The sequence below is a fragment of the Acinetobacter sp. Gutcm_16 genome (genome assembly GCF_028649355.1).
In the GTDB taxonomy this organism is placed as follows: domain Bacteria; phylum Pseudomonadota; class Gammaproteobacteria; order Pseudomonadales; family Moraxellaceae; genus Acinetobacter; species Acinetobacter johnsonii.
The window spans coordinates 88681-106967 of the sequence record NZ_JAQSUV010000036.1 but is presented as its reverse complement, the minus strand read 5'-3'; the positions used below and the strand labels follow the sequence as shown (position 1 = coordinate 106967).

The following is an 18287-nucleotide window of genomic DNA, read 5'->3' as shown; positions in this document are numbered from 1 at the left end:
TAACAATTGAGAAGTCAAAATAAACCCAGTGACTTTATGTAACTGGATTTATAGAGTTGTAGCGATTTTATCGTGCCCGCAGTTCTTATTTAGGCAGAAGGCGGGACCAACTCTTCAAATAGATCATTGAGGTTGTCGTGTACTTTGAGATGAATCAGGTTCCAATAATGTCCTGAGACTGTGCGATTGACCATTAGTGTATCGGGTGAGGGTTTAAATACATCCCAGTATTTTAGCGATGGTTTGACCAGTTCAATACCATCATGATGCGCTGAGTTCTCAGCAAAGTCATACAAAGTGGTCAGTGGACGCATGAGCACCTCTAACCATGCTTCATACAGTTCGGCAGGGAACTTGCCTTGCTCAGACATAGAGTGCAAAGCAGTCAGTTGCTGTTCCATGGCCAAGATATCACTGTCGCGCGCCGCTTGAATCAGCTGCTTAAAATGCATCACGATTTCAGTCGATAGGGTTTTTACACCGCCGTAGTCATATACGATCACGCTACCATCTTCTCGGAAAGCAAAGTTGCCCGGATGGGGGTCACAGTGGAAGCGCTTTAAGAAGAAAATCTCACGCCCAATGGCACGAAATAAACGACGGCCCAGTTCATTGCGCGTCTCTTGTGACCATGTACTAGCAGTTTCAATGCTTTCGCCGTGCTCTAAGCTTAAGGTCAAAATATGACGGCTTGAATAGTCTTTGTAGACTTGAGGAATAATAATTTTAGAGTCTAAAGCTTGATGAAAGGTTCTTGCGACCTCTAAGTTTTGGGCTTCTATTTGATAGTTTAGCTCGTTGTCTAAACTGTCCTGAATTTCTTTAAAGAGTTGATCTTGCAGCTTACGGTCAATTTTGAGCACGCCCATCAAGCGAAGCGCTAAGCGTACTTGTTTTAAGTCACTTTCACAGGCTTCTTCTACACCCGGATATTGAACTTTAACCACAACTTGCTCACCACTCGGTAAAGTGGCTTTATGCACTTGGCCAATGGAGGCCGCGGCAAAGGGTTGTTCATCAAAGGCGGTAAAAATTTGATTGAGCGGCTTGCCGAGTTCATTTTCAACTTGAGCTTTGATCTCTTGAAAAGGCATCGCAGGCGCTTGACGTTGTAATTTACTAATCGCACGTGCCACTTCAGGTGGGAAAATGTCTTTGTATTGAGATGCAATTTGCCCGACTTTCATCACGGCACCTTTCATTTCACCTAAGGTGTCTGCAATTTGAAGTCCAATGTCCTGAAAAAGCTGACTGCGCGCCGCATTTTTTTTATCTTCATCGGCATTGAAGTTTTTAATTGAATTGGTCACAGTTTTGGTTGCGATACTTGCTGTCATGCTGGCAAGTTTCATAAAGCGACGACCGGGCGTACGAGTCGTATTTGCCATGCGATATTCCTCGGGGAATTTTCATTACATCTCAGATTTGATCATAGGCGACAAATGCAAAACTGCCTACTTTAAATTGTTAAGCTGATGTTTCTATTTAAATAGTAGTGGTCGGTTGAGTGAATTGCACACAAGATGTCGCTGCATTTAAAAATCGCGTTACACTGTGCGAAAAATTTTGAGTAAGAAATAAATGAAAGTTTATCGTTATTTTACAGGCAAGGATGATGTGCATTTTTGTGCGCGTGTCACCAAAGCACTGAATGAAGGCTATAGTTTGTATGGTTCACCCACCATGACCTTTAATGGCAGTGAGGTGATCGTGGGGCAGGTGGTGGTTAAAGACGTTGAGGATGAGAGTGAAGTGCCACAAGGTCTGAAAGACGCTTTGGCACAACAGTAGAACAACTGGAATAGGAGAAGAGTCTGGCTCCTTCCTATTCTATGCCATGCATGACTTATGGATAGTCCTGACTGAGGCGTTTATTGTTGTTATAAAGTCGGAGCAAGAGCAGGACACATGCCACGCTTAAACCGACAATCAGTCCAATCCAAACACCTGCTGCACCTATGTTGGTGTAGCGCGCTAAATAGATACTGACTGGGAAAGCCACGATCCAATAGGCAACCATGGTAATCCACATTGGGCCTTTGGTATCTTGCATGCCGCGTAAACAGCCTGCGGCACTAATTTGCCAAGCATCCATCAGCTGGTAGGCCAGTGCAAATAATAGTAAATACATTGCAACTTCCGATACTTCATGATCAGAGGTATAAATCGCCACAATTTCAGGACGAAACAGTGCAATCAGCAGCATGGTCATCAGCGCCAAAACCGTGCCTGTAGCCAGTCCAAGCTTTTGTACCTTGCGCATCGCGATCCAGTTTTTTTCACCATAGTAAGTCCCGACACGAATAGTCAAGGCGATGGCAAGGGACATCGGAATCATAAACAACTGAGAGGTGACCGACATTGCAATTTGATGCGCTGCCACAATGGTTTCACCCAATGGACTGAGAATAATCGCAGCGGTACTAAAAATACTGACTTCGAAGAAAATAGCTAAGCCAATGGGTAGGCCAAGTTTTAAAATACGCTCGATCCAATAGCGATCCATCTTCTCCCAAGTGCTAAACACTTGAGTTTTTTGATATGCCGAGGCTTTAAAAATATAAGTGGCCAAGGTGAAAAACATGATCCATTGTAAAATAGCAGTGGCAAATCCGCAGCCTGCCGAACCGAGTGCTGGAATCGGGCCGAAACCATACATAAAGACAAAGTTCAGTGGAACCAAAAGAACCAAGGCTGCTAAGCTAATCACAGTGACAGGGCGCGGATGACCAAGTGCCTCAGAATATCCACGCAGTGCCGCATACATAGTCACCGCAGGCATGCCAAAGCCAATGGCATGTAAAAATAGGCTGGCTTTAGGTAGTAAGTTTGCAGGTACACCCATGAGTGGCAGTAAGAGTGGCATGCTTTGTAAAATTAAACCCGCAATGCTCCCCAAAATAAAGGCGACCCACAGGGACTGACGAGCAATGGTGGCGATTTTTTCAGGGGTGCGTGCACCATTGGCTTCTGCCACCAACGGTGTTGTCGCAATCATGATGCCGCTGAACAGCAACATCACTGGTATCCATAAACCAACACCGACGGCAATCGAGGCTAAATCGGTAGGGGATAAATGCCCCGCCATAATGGTATCAATTAACCCGAGACCCGCTTGAGAAAACTGCGTGATCAGGATGGGCAGCATTAACACCAATAACTTTTTTAATTCGAAACGATGGGACGTGATTTTATTTGTAGTCGACACAAAAATTACTCATATTCATCATGTGCTTGGTCTAAATAAATTCAGCGTTGTAAAGTGAGAAGCACACCAATAAAAATTACGACGCCACCAAGTAAACGCTGCCAATTGACAGGGGTTTTTTCGGTACCAAGTAGACCATAGTGGTCAAAAATCATCGAGGTCAGGATTTGTCCAAAAATAACCAAACCTGAAAACGTGAGAAAGCCTAATTTAGGCGCAGTATAGATGCTTATACTGATGGCATAAACCCCTAAGCAGCCACCGAGCCATAAGTACCAAGGAATATTGGAAAAATCATGTAACTGTGGTTTGTCGACGGGCTGGACTACAACCAAAAGTGCTAAAACGCAGGTTCCAATGAAGAAGGATAACAATGCGGCTTGTAGTGGAGAGTAAAAATATTCTCTGAGCTGTGTATTCAGCGCCGTTTGAAAAGTCATAGCAATGCCAATACCAAAGGCCAGTGGTAGCATAAACAGCAAGTGGCTCGATATTTTCATCATTTTAAACCATTCATTCTTCTTGTCTTTTTATCAGTCTAATCCAAATAGATTCAGATTTCATAAGTGTCTTGATGCAGTCATGTTAAAATATGCAAGATTACCGCTGTGCTTTAGAGTCTATTCCTTGACTGATTTACATCCTGCAAATATTCCGTTGTCTTTATATATTCACATGCCGTGGTGTGTGCGTAAGTGCCCCTATTGCGACTTTAACTCGCATGCGGTGCCAGATGGAAAACTGTCTTTAGATTTAGAGCAAGAATATTTACATGCTTTGGTGGAAGACTTTAAAACTCAACTCGAGTTTGCTCAAGGGCGTCATATTCATAGTGTGTTTATTGGGGGCGGAACACCGTCATTAATTTCAGCACAAGGATATCAATGGTTATTTGCCCAGCTGAAAGCACTGCTGCCTTTTGAGGCGGATTGTGAAATTACCTTAGAAGCCAATCCAGGAACAGTTGAACATGACCCTTTTGCCGATTATTTGGCAGCAGGTATCAATCGCTTGTCGATAGGGGTTCAAAGTTTTAATACTGAACATTTAACCAAGTTGGGACGAATTCACAGTAACGCCGATGCGATTTCTGCAATTGGCCTTGCGCGTGATGCAGGTTTTAAACGTATTAATGTCGACCTGATGCATGGTCTGCCTGAGCAAACTTTAGAGCAAGCTTTACTGGATTTGAAGCTTGCCGTGGATAATGGTGCAACGCATATTTCATGGTATCAACTCACGATTGAACCAAATACCGTGTTCTTTAGAACCAAGCCTGTCTTACCTGTGGATGATGTGCTTGAAGAGATTCAAGCCCAAGGTGAAGCTTATTTAAAAGCACAGGGTTTTATCAATTATGAAGTCTCGGCATGGCGTAAAGAGCAGCCTTCCACGCATAATTTGAATTACTGGCAGTTTGGCGACTATTTAGCGATAGGGGCAGGTGCACATGCCAAATTGACCCAGCCAGATGGAGTCTATCGTTTCCAGAAAACTCGTTTACCCAAAGACTATTTGGCTAAAGTCCCTGCGGAGCATGTGCAGTTTAAGCGGATTGAAGCCGACGAACTTCCATTTGAGTTTATGATGAATGCTTTGCGTTTAAATGATGGGGTTGCAGTTGAATATTATGCGCAGCGTACAGGTTTGAATCTGGATAGTTTGGCTGAAACGTTAGACTCACTACGCAGTCGAAAATTAATGGTGGATGATGCCATGCGCTTAGCATGTACCGAGCAAGGGCATATATTTTTAAACTCAGTGTTGGAAGAATTTATCTAAGTTTTATAAAGCCATGATTGTATGAGTTGCCATCATGGCTTTGAATTTTGCTCAAAAGCGATACATGCGCTGTGGAAGTTCTATAAAAATTCTAATTTTTGGTATTTTTTATAAGATATAGATTTATATAATAAAAAATATTTTACTGTTATTGATTGTAAGACCTATAAATCAGCACGGCACAATCTTCATTTCATAGTCGGCTAAGATATGTGAGAAAAAATAGAAGACATGAAATTGGGGGAACGAATATCACGGCCTTCGTTAAGAATCTTCATTTAATTAAAAAACTGAGAATTTGGGTATTCAAGCATGGCAAGAGTTTATACAAAGATCGGCGATATTTTTTCTGTAGACTTAGAGCATGGCACGAAGAAATATTTTCAACTTATTGCTTATGATCAAACACAACTGAATAGTGATGTGATTAGGGTATTTAAAACTGAGTATCCATGTGGACCTCACCTTGACATATCGGATATTGTTCATGGTGAGGTCGAGTTTTATGCTCACTGTGTGACGAGATGGGGAGTAAAAATGGATCTGTGGACTAAAGTTGGCAAGAGTACGGAGCTTGGAGATATTTCTAAAATTCTATTTAGAGATTCAAGAGATTATGGTGCGAAAGTAGGAGAGGAAACAATAAAAATATCTCAAAACTGGTATGTATGGCACATCAATGATGATCAATTTACTTATGTTGGCGAGTTAGAGGGGGAAAACCGTAAAGCCGAAATAGGGGTGGTTGTGAACCCTTTTGATATAGTGAAACGTATAAAAACAGGGTATTACGATTTCGTATATCCACAATTTGAATAGATATTTTCTTTTAAGTTTACTTAAGTTTTAGCTCAAATATTAAACAATAAAAAGCTTATGATTCAATCCCTCTTTTTACATAGAGTCTCATTCAAAGCCCAATCTGTGATTAGTGTTTCATGTATCTATATTGTTTTGATTTAAAAAATGACTGGATGATTTAATCATCATAGATCAGATCATCTTCATGCACATTGATAAAGTCAGGTTGCGGATTTGTATCAAATTGAACCGCAGAAATGGACGCCTTGCCTAAAATCTTTGCTTTTGCCACTCTGTGCATACCATCCATTAATCGGCCTTGAGCACATAAAATTATGGGATAAGATAAATCTGCATCTAGAATGAGTTGCATATGCGCAATAATGTCTTGAGTGGTGGGGTGAGTATCTGGATACCAATAAGCTTCGTCTAATTCCTTCATTTCTGATAGCGGAACTTGTCTGACTTGAAAAGATTGAGTGAGCTCGACCAAGTGATCGACATCCCAGATATAGGTATCGTTTTCAACTTTTCTAAAATGGTATTGCTTTCTCATCAGGATTAAACCCAGCTAAAATACACAAGAATTAAAACATAAAGTCTAAAAGAATACCTGCGCGTGAAATTAAGCGAGTTAATAATCATCAGGTTTTAAATGGTCAGCCATTTTTGATTCAGCCGATAATGAATAGGGTTGATTCATTTGTACGAATTAGCTTACATCAATTCCCGCTTTTTTCGCCTATACGTCTGCTTGTAAGTTTTCTAATATAGAACCATAGAGAGCAGGATGCTCCAATAGAATAACAATAAAGATCAGCTCAAGGACGAAGGTACGACAGGAGTCATACCTCAGCACTTAATACGAAAAACCCCGACAGGATGTCGGGGTTTTTTATTGTTCAAATTTTTATCTTGTCATACAGGCAAGCTTATATTTACATCTTAAAACAGAGCCACGTTGAAACTTTGTTATGCTGAATAAATGAGCTGTGGTACAGAACTCTAGGTTTCGTAAAACTGAAAATATCCAAGCAATAATAAAGGAGAATCAGCATGGCACAGACCAGCCAAGACCGTAATCCAAGCCCTGATTTAGCTGAAGATAATGCCTTTTTCCCATCACCTTATTCACTTTCCCAATACACCGCCAGTAAAACCGACTTCGATGGAACCGACTATCCAACACCCTATATTGGGCATAAAAAAGTTTTGATGGTCGCAAGCGATGAGCGTTATCTACTGATGAAAAATGGCAAGTTCTTCTCCACCGGCAACCACCCAGTAGAAACTTTATTGCCTATGTATCATTTAGACCGTGCGGGCTTTGACATTGATATTGCTACGTTATCCGGCAATCCAGTTAAACTTGAAATGTGGGCGATGCCCCATGAAGATGCTGTCGTGCCTGCAACATTCCAAAAATACCTAGCCCAATTTAAGAAACCCCTAAAACTGGCAGATGTACTGAAAAACAGTTTAGGTGATGACTCTCCCTATTTGGCTGTTCTTATTCCTGGTGGGCATGGTGCTTTAATTGGTCTACCTGACAGTGAAGACTTAAAAACCTTACTGAAGTGGGCGGTGGCAAAAGATAAATTTGTCATTTCGCTGTGTCATGGGCCAGCAGGCTTATTGGCTGCCGCGGTTAATGAAGCGCCTGAAAACTATATTTTTAAAGGCTATAAAATGTGTGTGTTCCCAGATGCACTCGATCAAGGGGCAAACTTAGACATAGGTTATATGCCAGGAGAATTACCGTGGTTGTTGGCAGATCGCTTAGAAAAGTTGGGTGTTGAAGTGGTCAATAAAGAGATGTCGGGACAGTGTATTCAAGACCGTAAGTTAATTACAGGAGATAGTCCTTTAGCATCGAATACCTTGGGTAAAATGGCAGCACAAGCGCTTTTGGCTGAGGTTCAGTAGTTTATTTTCTTCAATCAAGAGCGCCGTGGCGCTCTTTTTTATGTCCAATTTTCTTATTAAAAGTTCGATTTTTTAAGCTTGGAAACTGATCTTTAATGTGAGTCAAAGATTAAAATTCAGCACTCATTTGTTCCAACCAAACTGTTTAAAAATCGCATGGCCTTGTGGAGAACTTAAAAACGTAACAAAACTTTTTGCTTCAGGATTTTTTAGACTGTGCTGAGTCAGTGCAACACCTGCATCACGGTAAATCACCAGTTCAGGTTCGATCGGAATAATTTGCCCAATGTCTGGATTACTGACTCCCCAAATATTAAATACCAACCATGCATCATAACTGCTGTCTGTTTCCCATGCTTTTTTCGCTGCGCCTGTATTGGGCGCATACATGGCGATATTTTTACGGAAGGATTTTGTGAGCTGAATGTTGCCTGTTCTACCTGCAATATCTTCCCACATGCCCACTTGGCCTGCGCCATGTGTGACCAAAACTTTAGTGTTTGGTTTGCTTAGGTCTTTAAATCCTTGAATATGTTTTGGATTTCTTTTTCTGACTAAAATGGCAGCAGGGCGTAAGTAGAGTGGTTCAATCGAGTCCTTTACGATTTTGTCAGCAAATACGCTTTCGAAATCTGACATCATCGCTTCTGAACCGCTATAGATGATGTCGGCATCGAGTTTGGCTTTGTCGGCCCATTGTGAAGTAGGACCAGCGGTTACATGGACATCTATCCCTGTCTTATTTTTAAATTGTTTCGCTGCTTCATGCATCGCTGGTGCTGGCCCACCTGGGCCATAAACATTGATTGCCGCAATAGTGTCCATTGATAAAAAGCCCAGCATGAGCGGAAAGATATAGTAGCTCAGCTTATATATTTTTAACATAGTTATTTCCTTTACTGATATTTGAATGCTGATCATATTTGTTTTTCTGATGTAATTGAATATTTATATTATTTTTTTTGTTAAATGGTTTTTAAAATATTAGCGCGATTTTCTTACTTAAATTTAAGTTGTAGAAAGACAGAGCCCTGACAAAATTTTTAACGCACTAACTCTAAAAAACTATCTGGAAGCGTAGAGAGCCCTTTTTAACTGTAGGGGGCACTTTTTCCAAAGTCTAAGGATGAGGCCAGAAAATTGGAGCTACGGCTAAATTACAGGGGGAGTTGAATTTTAAGGTCGGACAGGAAATAAAAAGAGCGCCTGAGCGCTCTTTTTATCGGTCTAATACTGTTAATTAGTAATCAAAGCTAAAGTGTTCAGCAGCCAATGAGGTCATGGTTTTTGAAGGATTGACCATTGCTTCAGCATGACCTTGAGTGCGCGGTAACATGCGTTCAAAGTAGAAGTCAGCCAGCTTGATTTTTGCTTTGTAGAATTCAGGTGTTTCTTGACCTTCACCTGATGCCACTTTAGCAGAGGCTACAGCTGCTTGTTGAGCCCAGAAATACGCCATCATTACATAGCCCGAGAACATCAAGAAATCGACAGATGCAGATGACACGATGTCACGGTCTTTACGAGCGGCCAGCATGATACGAACAGTTAAAGCATTCCATTGCGCGCAAAGCTTAGTTAAGTCCCAAGCAAAACGGCGCATGTATTTGTTGCGAGCATGTTGGCCACAGAATTTCAGAATTTCAGCAGTGTAATCACGAATGACTTTACCTTTAGAGGTCAGAAGTACTTTACGACCAATCAAGTCCAGTGCTTGAACTCCTGTAGTGCCTTCATACAGTGTTGCAATACGTGCATCACGTGCAATTTGCTCCATGCCCCATTCTTTAATGTAGCCATGACCGCCATAGACTTGCATACCGTGGTTTGCAGCTTCCAAGCCCAATTCAGTTAAGAAGCCTTTTAAAATTGGGGTATAGAAACCTAAGTGATCATCATGTGCTTCAAATGCAGCAGTATCGCCACGTTCAAGCGCATCTGCCATTTTGTCGGCAATTTGCGCGGCATAATAAATCATTGAGCGGCCGCCTTCAGCAATCGCTTTTTGTGTGAGCAACATACGGCGAACGTCAGCGTGATGAATAATGGCATCCGCGACTTTTTCAGGGTCTTTCTTGCCAGAAAGTGCACGCATAGACATACGTTCTTTGGCATATGGAAGTGCACCTTGGAAAGAAAGCTCAGCATGTGCAATACCTTGAATTGCCGTACCGATACGTGCGGTGTTCATGAAGGTGAACATGGCATGTAAGCCTTTGTTTGGCTCACCAATCAAGTAACCGACAGCATTATCAAAGTTCAACACTGCGGTTGCAGAAGCACGAATCCCCATCTTATGTTCAATTGAACCACAGGTCACAGGGTTACGTTCACCAAGGCTACTGTCTGCATTGACCAAGAATTTAGGCACAATGAACAGTGAAATCCCTTTGGTGCCTGCAGGTGCATCTGGAAGACGAGCAAGTACGATGTGAATGATGTTTTCCGTTAAATCTTGTTCACCTGCAGAGATGAAGATTTTGGTGCCTGAGATGTTATAAGTGCCATCAGCATTCGGTTCGGCCTTGGTTTTGACTTGGCCTAAGTCGGTGCCACACTGAGGTTCAGTTAAACACATGGTACCAGACCATGTACCTGCCACTAAGTTCGGCATATACAGATTTTTCTGTTCGTCTGTACCAAACTGTAAAATGGTGTTCATACAGCCGATGCTTAAACCTGGGTACATTTGGAAAGACCAGTTTGCTGTGCCCATCATTTCCGATTTAATCAGATTTAAAGATTGTGGCAGATTCTGACCGCCAAATTCTTCAGGAAAAGACAAACCTTGCCAGCCACCTTGGACAAACTGGTCGTAAGCTTCTTTGAAGCCTTTTGGTGTTTTCACTTCACCATTGTCGAAGGTACAACCTTCTTCATCGCCCGATTGGTTTAAAGGAGATAAAATATTTTCACAAAAATCTGCTGCGCCTTCTAAGATCATATCTACCGTATCAGCGTCGGCAGCTTCACCATTCGATAGGGTTTGATAATGTGCAGGATAATCCAGCACTTCATTCATTAAGAAGCGAATATCATGTAAGGGAGCTTTATATGCAGGCATGTGTGTAATCCTAATTTAGAAATAGTATTGGATTATTTAAATCGATCATTTCATTATTCATACATCGTATCAAAATACATTGATAGATCCGACTTGAGAAAATGTCAGAAAGGCGAATTGGTAGATAAAATCATCAATCTAAAAAGACAGTTCTGTTACACTGACTCGATGGTCTTTTGATCATGTACTTTTTTAATAAACTATAATTAACTCAGGTTTTCAGCAAGTATTATGCGCTTAAAATATATAACACTTTGTTTATTGGGTTTGAGTATCAGTGGGTGTACTCAGCATGTCATTAAATCCAATGCCTCTTCAGATCAGCAGCTCGGGCAACAAGCCACGCAAGGCCTAAATGCCATGTTTGAAAATGCCAGCTATGATTTTAAAGGTCAGTTCTCTATTCAATCTGACTTTAATTTTAATGAGTCCAAGCCAAATTCTAAGTCGAATACTCAGTCAAATGGGACGAACTTAGATCCAGAGTTGAAAAAACAATTAGATCAACTATTAAAAAATCAAAAGATTTCTTTTACGGCCAAAGAAAAACAAGCCCTATATGATGCACTTGCGCGTGAACAAAATCCGTATGCATCGTTGTATGGCAGTGGTGAATCACGGTCTGCTAAGGTTCAAATCGCAGAATCTTTGGTAAATTTACTCAATGACTTACAGTTTAGTTATCAAGGCTCTGTGCATTTCCGTCAAAAATTGGCAGCATTGACTTTGCAGTTAAGTTATCAAAAACCAACCCTACAAGTGCAAGCACAGTTGCCGATGGTGGTTGATTTTAATGATTATAAATTCTACACCAACTACTTTGCCTTTATGCCGTTCATGGTGAATCGTGAAAGTCAGGATCGTTTTGCCTACATTGACTTTTCTAAGCATAAAGAAGCATTCGGTCATATTGATTTTAAAAAGTTTGCTGAATATTTGAAGCAGATGAATGCACTGCCATATGCTTTGGCAGAGCCAAATCAGGTGCATAGTGTTGATTTAAGCAAGTCAGAAAAAGAAGCAGGGCTAAGCAAGAAAATTCGCTATATGGGTGACTTAGAAACAGCACAAGTACAATTGGGCTTGTTTGAATACGTCAATAAACTGCACTATACCCAGCAGATACAAGCTTTTGATGCTGAGCGTCTGATTGAGGATGCTGCAAAAACGCCAAGCGCAGCGGAAGATGCAATGCAGGCAGTGAAAGAAGTAGAGAGTGCTGCAAGTAGCGCAAGTGAAGATCCAGCCTATGATTCACTCGAACGAGTCAGTCATTTGGTAAACCAAAAAATGCAGAACCTGAGTGGTTATGGGCAGAGCGATGAACAAGACATTGTTGTAGATGCAGCAGCAGATGTGGCTTATGCGCAGGCCGCGACAGAAGATGCTGATGAGACAGCAACTGAAGTGTCTACTTCTGCAGCACCAAATACACTCTCTGAAGAAGCTTGCGATGCCCTCATCAACAGCAAGAGCATTCCTATTGGGAAGGTGACCGCATGCCGTGATTATCAAGATATTGATGTACTTGCACCTAAAGTAACCAATGAATCTGCAGATGAAGAGAGCTTTGGACAAACAGCGACCAATGTTTTGGAAGAGCTGAAACCACTCTTTAGCGCGTATCAAACAGAGCAACTGGTAGACGCACAAAGCTTTAAACAACTTTGGCAAAAACATCAGGCTGAAATTACACCGATCATGGCGCAGCTGGGTAGCGAGCGTTCACCGTTTGTGATGGATGTTGGACTCGACCAAAAAGGTCGTGCGCAAAACATGGATTACAACATTGTGATTAGCGATGAGCAAATTGGTAAGCTACAAATTAAGAGCACCAATCAGGTGTTTAATTATGGCAGTGCGACCGCCATTGACCGTCAAGCTTTAAGAAATGCCAAATCGATTGAGGAAGTATCTAAAGGTTCACTGCTGGAAAATGTAGTGAAAGGCATGCTGGGCCCGTTAGGTGCAGATTCATCAAGTGTAGAGAGCGCATCATCAAGCACAACAGAATTACCTAAGGCTATTTCAGATTATTACCAGCAGGCAGCGCAGCAAAGCTATGCACGTCAGCATTCTGAAGTCAAAGCCTATCAAGCGGTATTTGCTTTGATGTTTGCTGCACAGCGTCCAGAGTATATTCGTTACTATAGCTCAGCGACCATCAATGAAATTTCAGAAGTTTATGCCTATGAGTTCATGGATGTTGCAGAGCCGAAGGGTGCAGCACTTAAACGTCTGAATCAGTTACGTCAAAAACATGCTTTACAACATGAACAAGACTTTGATGAGCTGGGAGAAAGTATCGCCAATATTGTTAATGATGCACTGGAAGATGTACAAGAAAATCAGCATTGGAAGGATTTGGCGAAGAAATACAAAACCAAGCAAGCGGTTTTTGCTCAGGTCTATCAAGACAAATTCACCGATACCTATGAGATTGACCAAGAGCAAACTGCATATTTGACTCAGTCTGCACAAGTCTTTGCTAAAGCATTTGCAGATGACTTAAAAGGTCAATTGACAGAAAAATCGTTGCAAGGTTTGAAGCTTGAACATGACGACTTCTTTAGCGATTCGACCTATTACGAGACCTATAAAGCCGTACAGAAACACATGAACTAATCTGAAAAAAAGAACCTCTGCGGAGGTTCTTTTTTATTTGTGCTTATAAAAAATCTTTCAGGTTAGGTTTGACGCTATTCCAAATTGAAAAAGATTCAATCGCCTGACCAACCAGCATGCCGTAGCCTTCTGAGGTAGGTATGCCGCGAGCTTTGGCTTGATCTAAAAAGGTTGAGGGTTTGCCATAGGCCATTTCATAGGCATGTTGAAACTGGAGTGTTTCTGGCAGAACGAGGGCATCGCCGCTTAGGCTGGCAGAGGTTGCGTTAATCACCAAGTCAAACTGACCTTCGAGCGCATCTAAGCCGATGGCTTGCAATTCGGCTTGCGGTACAGCTGTTTTTAAGTCAGCAACCAGTTGCTCAGCACGGGCAAGGGTACGATTGGCAATCACAATTTTTTTCACCCCTGCTTGGACCAGTGGATAAATGACGCCACGAGTTGCACCACCTGCACCGATGATCAGTGCATCTGTCTGGTCTAAGTTCCAGTCCAACGCACGAATGGCATCGACTAAGCCTTGTCCATCGGTGTTGTCACCATGTAATTGACCATCAACCATCCACAGCGTATTGACTGCTTTTGCGATTTTAGCGCGTTCAGTGAGGACTGCGCAGGCTGCAAAGGCTTGTTCTTTAAACGGGACCGTGACGTTTAGACCCATGCCACCTTGTGAGAAAAATTCTTGGATGTTGGCGAGGAAGCCATCCAGTGGTGCAAGACGTTTACTGTAGTTGAGGTTGAGCCCCATTTTTTGTGCAAACGCATGGTGAAGTTCAGGTGAGCGAGACTGCTCAATTGGGTTGCCAATGACAGCGAATTGTTTGCTCATCGCACCAAGTCCATGTGAGAAATGCCTTCAATATACGGCAAATTACATGCAGGCTAAAGCGTTCAATGGTGTTTATAAATAGAAAAAATAGTTAAATTATGGATTACAGATGCTGTGAATCGCATCAAACAATAATTTTGCTGCAGTCAGGGTTAAGCCGATACCTGCAAATACAGTGATGCTGATGGATGCATTGTCATTAAACGCACTTTCAGAAAAAATTGTGGTACTGATCGAGCTTAGCAACACAATAGCAAAGCAGAAAAGAACCATAGTGGTCGAGCTAACTCTTTTTGCGAACATGTTTTGGGCCTCATAGAACACAAAGGAGGATACTAAATGTTGATGTCATTAAAATGAATATATTGCAAATGACTTGATTTAGCTTACGACTTCAATGAACTCAAAAGAACCCAATTACTGTGTTAAACCTGTGACAATGCTTTAATAGATGCAAAGAAATGACGCTTTGTGTAGTAGCTATTCTACGGGGAATTGATCGGGAAATATATAAAATTTAATGGATAGGCTGCCCTAATCTAGTGAAAAGGGCATGCGTGGGGGGTGTAGAATTGTAAGCCTGTGTGTCTATTTGAGTAGGTTGAGCCAATCTTGCGGTTTGAGGTAAAAGGCGGTCAGTTTTTTCTCAGCGGAATCGACCTCCCATTCAGGTCGATATGACCAACCAGCCAAATTCGGCAAGCTCACTAAAATCGATTCAATCCGGCCACCTGTTTGTAACCCAAAAAGTGTACCGCGGTCATAAACCAAGTTATATTCGACATAACGACCACGACGATAGATTTGAAAGTCGCGTTGCGCCTCGCTAAATGGCTTGTCTTGGTTACGCTGGAAGATCGGAAGAATAGCTTCTAGGTAGCCATTGCCCACGGCTTGGATATATTGGAAACAGGTTTCAAAGTCCCATTGATTGAGATCATCAAAGAACAATCCACCGACACCACGTTGTTCGTCACGGTGTTTTAAATAGAAGTAGTCATCACACCATTGTTTATGTTCGGCATAGACTTCAGCGCCAAAGGGCGCACATAAGTCATGCGCTGTCTGATGCCATGACAGCACATCTTCATCATTTGGGTAAAATGGAGTGAGATCGAAACCCCCTCCAAACCACCAAATTGGATCTTGACCTTCTTTTTCAGCCACGAATAAGCGCACATTGGCATGTGAAGTCGGGACATTTGGATTTTTCGGATGGATCACTAAGGACACACCCATAGCCTGTGCTTTGGCACCTGCAATTTGCGGATGGCGCTCAGTCGCTGAAGAGGGGAGTTTAGAAATGTTGATGTGTGAGAACATCACTCCGCCTTTTTCAATCACTGTGCCATTTTGCAGCACGCGTGAACGACCACCACCGCCTTCAGGACGCTCCCAATCATCTATTTCAAACTGCGCAGTCCCGCCACCTGCACGTTCTTGTTGTTCAAGTGCGGCACAAATACGAGTCTGTAAGTCGAGGAGAAATTCGCGAACACGTTGGATATCCGCAGACGTTGGGTGCTGCATGAAAAGCCTCATGGGAAAAGATGAAAACTGCCTACATCAAAACATAAAACAGCAAAAAGATTAAGAATATTTTCCGAAGAGTCCTACCGCAGCATTCGATGTTGTGAAGCAATTCAAAAATGAAATGTTGCTATGTGCAAAATAACCTGACCAATTCGCTAGGTTGAATTCTGATACTAAGCTCAGCAGAATAACCACAGTACAGACCCGAGTTTGGCGATGCAGAATAGGCTGCATTTTCTGAATGTGGAAGAGCTGATGGTAAATATGCGCGATTCATTGATTCAAAAATACAATGTTCCTGGTCCACGTTATACCAGTTACCCAACGGTGCCGTATTGGGAAGAGCCACAGTTTTCTTTAGAGCAATGGAAACAGACGCTGAAAACATCGTTTGCTGAATCGAATTCGACTGAAGGCATAAGTTTGTATATTCATCTGCCTTTTTGTGAAAGTCTCTGTACTTTTTGTGGCTGTCACAAACGCGTGACCAAAAAGCATGAGATGGAGCAGCCTTATATTCAGGCGGTTTTAAAGGAATGGTCTCTTTATTGTGAATGGCTTGAAGAAAAACCCCGCATTAAAGAAATTCATTTGGGTGGAGGAACGCCCACTTTCTTTTCTCCAGCGCATTTAACTCAACTGATTGAAAGTATCCTTGCGCAAGCAGAGATTGCCGAGCAGCATGAGTTTAGCTTTGAAGGGCATCCGAATAATACCACACGGGAGCATTTGCAAGCCTTGTATGACTTGGGTTTTCGCCGTGTCAGTTATGGGGTGCAGGATTATAATGAAACCGTACAAAAAGCCATTCATCGGATACAGCCTTTTGAACATGTCCAGCAAGTGACGCAGTGGGCACGTGAAATAGGCTATAGCTCAATTTCACATGATTTGGTCTTTGGTCTGCCTTTTCAAAACCTAGATGATGTGCTCAATACCATTGATCAAACCAATCGTTTACGCCCAGATCGTCTGGCATTTTATAGTTATGCGCATGTGCCATGGATCAAAGGCAATGGGCAACGTGGTTTTAAAGACCATGATGTGCCGAAAGATGAAGTAAAACGCCAGTGCTATGAAGAAGGGAAGAATAAATTACTGGCACAGGGTTATCATGAAATTGGTATGGATCATTTTGCTTTAGAAAATGATGCGATGTATCAATCATTTCAGGCAGGCACTTTGCATCGCAATTTTATGGGCTACACCGCATCAAAAAACCAAGTGATGATAGGTTTAGGTATTTCATCCATCAGCGACAGCTGGTATAGCTTTGCGCAAAATGAAAAGAAACTCGAAGATTATTATGCGCGACTCGAAAACAATGAACTTCCTGTCTATCGTGGGCATATTTTAAGTGCTGAAGATCTGATGATTCGTCGTCACATTTTAAATTTGATGTGTAGCTTTCAGACGTCGTGGGCAGAATCAGATATGCAATTTCCTGAATTGGCTGAGGTCTTGGGACAACTGGAAGAAATGCGGGACGACGGTTTATTAGAGATTGGGCCACAGAGTTTACGAGTGACTGAGCAGGGTAAAGCCTTTGTGCGCAATATTTGTATGGCGTTCGATTTACATTTAAAACGCCGTCGACCCGAGAGTCGTATTTTCTCAATGACCATCTAATGTCATTAAAGCGCTCTAAGCCGGCCTTTTTCAAGCAGGCTTAGAGTATGTTTTCAAATTTTAGAAATCATCTTTCTTGTACAAGTGTGCCATGCGTTCATGTTTGGTTTTTAAATACTCTTCATTGAAAGGATTTAAACCGACCGTCAAAGGCACACGATCTACCACATTGATCCCTTGCTCTTGCAGTGCTGCAATCTTCAATGGATTGTTGGTAATCAAACGGACTTGTTGAATATTTAAATGCTCCAACATAATACTGACCATGTCATAACGACGTGCATCGGCAGGGAGGTTGAGCATTAGGTTGGCATCGACCGTGTCATGCCCTTGATCTTGTAGCGCATAAGCACGAATTTTATTGGTCAGTCCAATGCCACGACCTTCTTGGCGCAAATACAGAATCACGCCTTGCCCAGCTTCATTGATCAGTTTTTGCGTGGCTTGCAATTGTGGGCCACAGTCACACTTCAAGGAAGCAAAGGCATCGCCCGTGAGACATTCGGAATGAACACGGACTAAAACGGGTTCTGTGATCGGCTGATCCAAACCTTTTGAGAGTGCAACATGTTCTTCACCGGTCTTAGGATCTTGAAATACGGTGATGTTAAACTCACCAAAAGCAGTCGGTAAACGGGATGTAGCAACAAATTCAATAGGCACAGCTAAACCTGTAAATAGTTCAGAAATTGGCTAAAGTATAGCGTAATGCATCGACATTGGTAGAATTGCATCCATGAATTTATGCAGAAGATTTTCTTTTTTGTATAAAGCGAACGATAATAGTTGATAAATAGTAAGATTATTCAGGATAATCACCTGCACTAAACGAACACCCAGTGAGAGCACTGCTCAAAACTGCATCGCTAGAAATATGGCTGATTGAA

Annotated in this window: 16 protein-coding genes; 6 read left to right on the top strand and 10 right to left on the bottom strand. The window is 42.1% G+C overall.

Translation table 11 applies throughout. The annotated features are described in order from the left end of the window. Positions 1-89 precede the first annotated feature (89 nt). Positions 90-1388 (bottom strand): ABC1 kinase family protein, encoded by a 1299-nt coding sequence (locus PTT44_RS14110; protein WP_168158635.1) that lies wholly within the window; start codon positions 1386-1388, stop codon positions 90-92. A gap of 193 nt (positions 1389-1581) precedes the next feature. Here PTT44_RS14110 and PTT44_RS14105 point away from each other — a divergent pair, with 193 nt between their 5' ends. Next, a complete protein-coding gene (locus PTT44_RS14105; protein ID WP_004691402.1) occupies positions 1582-1791 on the top strand; it encodes a DUF1737 domain-containing protein in 210 nt (69 codons plus the stop codon). A 55-nt stretch (positions 1792-1846) separates the two neighbouring features. Here PTT44_RS14105 and PTT44_RS14100 read toward each other — a convergent pair whose 3' ends face one another. Both PTT44_RS14100 and PTT44_RS14095 read right to left on the bottom strand, forming a co-directional pair. Beyond that, a complete protein-coding gene (locus tag PTT44_RS14100) occupies positions 1847-3148 on the bottom strand; it encodes an MATE family efflux transporter (protein WP_168158787.1) in 1302 nt (433 codons plus the stop codon). Positions 3149-3249: 101 nt separating this feature from the next. Then, positions 3250-3711, bottom strand: a complete 462-nt coding sequence (locus PTT44_RS14095; RefSeq protein WP_168158634.1) for a DMT family transporter — start codon at positions 3709-3711, stop codon at positions 3250-3252. A gap of 124 nt (positions 3712-3835) precedes the next feature. On the opposite strand from PTT44_RS14095, the gene hemW reads away from it, so the two are divergent. Then, entirely contained in the window at positions 3836-4990 is a 1155-nt protein-coding gene (gene hemW, locus PTT44_RS14090; protein WP_168158633.1) for a radical SAM family heme chaperone HemW, read from the top strand. 312 nt (positions 4991-5302) lie between these two features. Further along, positions 5303-5809 carry a hypothetical protein gene (locus PTT44_RS14085; protein WP_168158632.1) on the top strand — a complete coding sequence of 169 codons (507 nt, stop codon included), beginning with the start codon at positions 5303-5305 and terminating at the stop codon, positions 5807-5809. A 160-nt stretch (positions 5810-5969) separates the two neighbouring features. Here the strand turns inward: PTT44_RS14085 and PTT44_RS14080 are convergent, their stop codons facing one another. Continuing rightward, positions 5970-6347, bottom strand: a complete 378-nt coding sequence (locus tag PTT44_RS14080) for a hypothetical protein (protein ID WP_168158631.1) — start codon at positions 6345-6347, stop codon at positions 5970-5972. 500 nt (positions 6348-6847) lie between these two features. On the opposite strand from PTT44_RS14080, the gene hchA reads away from it, so the two are divergent. Then, on the top strand, positions 6848-7717 hold the full coding sequence (gene hchA, locus PTT44_RS14075) for a glyoxalase III HchA (RefSeq protein WP_062032281.1): 870 nt from the start codon (positions 6848-6850) through the stop codon (positions 7715-7717). Positions 7718-7840: 123 nt separating this feature from the next. Here the strand turns inward: hchA and PTT44_RS14070 are convergent, their stop codons facing one another. Both PTT44_RS14070 and PTT44_RS14065 read right to left on the bottom strand, forming a co-directional pair. Next, the gene (locus tag PTT44_RS14070) at positions 7841-8602 is read right to left on the bottom strand and encodes a substrate-binding domain-containing protein (RefSeq protein WP_148825420.1); all 762 of its coding nucleotides are present in this window, start codon (positions 8600-8602) and stop codon (positions 7841-7843) included. Between the two features lie 355 nt (positions 8603-8957). Next, positions 8958-10781: an acyl-CoA dehydrogenase C-terminal domain-containing protein gene (locus PTT44_RS14065; protein WP_168158630.1), complete on the bottom strand. Its 1824-nt coding sequence runs from the start codon at positions 10779-10781 to the stop codon at positions 8958-8960. Between the two features lie 231 nt (positions 10782-11012). Here PTT44_RS14065 and PTT44_RS14060 point away from each other — a divergent pair, with 231 nt between their 5' ends. Then, positions 11013-13406, top strand: a complete 2394-nt coding sequence (locus PTT44_RS14060; RefSeq protein ID WP_168158629.1) for a hypothetical protein — start codon at positions 11013-11015, stop codon at positions 13404-13406. Positions 13407-13449: 43 nt separating this feature from the next. On the opposite strand, the gene aroE is transcribed toward PTT44_RS14060, so the two are convergent. From aroE to hemF, 3 genes are all read right to left on the bottom strand, one after another. Further along, positions 13450-14238: a shikimate dehydrogenase gene (gene aroE, locus PTT44_RS14055; RefSeq protein WP_168158628.1), complete on the bottom strand. Its 789-nt coding sequence runs from the start codon at positions 14236-14238 to the stop codon at positions 13450-13452. A gap of 96 nt (positions 14239-14334) precedes the next feature. Continuing rightward, positions 14335-14541, bottom strand: coding sequence for a hypothetical protein (locus PTT44_RS14050; protein ID WP_010327619.1), 207 nt, complete (start codon positions 14539-14541; stop codon positions 14335-14337). Positions 14542-14826: 285 nt separating this feature from the next. Continuing rightward, positions 14827-15768: an oxygen-dependent coproporphyrinogen oxidase gene (gene hemF, locus PTT44_RS14045; protein WP_273795674.1), complete on the bottom strand. Its 942-nt coding sequence runs from the start codon at positions 15766-15768 to the stop codon at positions 14827-14829. Positions 15769-16035: 267 nt separating this feature from the next. On the opposite strand from hemF, the gene hemN reads away from it, so the two are divergent. Next, the gene (gene hemN, locus PTT44_RS14040) at positions 16036-17400 is read left to right on the top strand and encodes an oxygen-independent coproporphyrinogen III oxidase (RefSeq protein ID WP_168158786.1); all 1365 of its coding nucleotides are present in this window, start codon (positions 16036-16038) and stop codon (positions 17398-17400) included. A 60-nt stretch (positions 17401-17460) separates the two neighbouring features. Here the strand turns inward: hemN and ribA are convergent, their stop codons facing one another. Continuing rightward, entirely contained in the window at positions 17461-18063 is a 603-nt protein-coding gene (gene ribA, locus PTT44_RS14035) for a GTP cyclohydrolase II (RefSeq protein WP_159151594.1), read from the bottom strand. Positions 18064-18287: the final 224 nt, after the last annotated feature.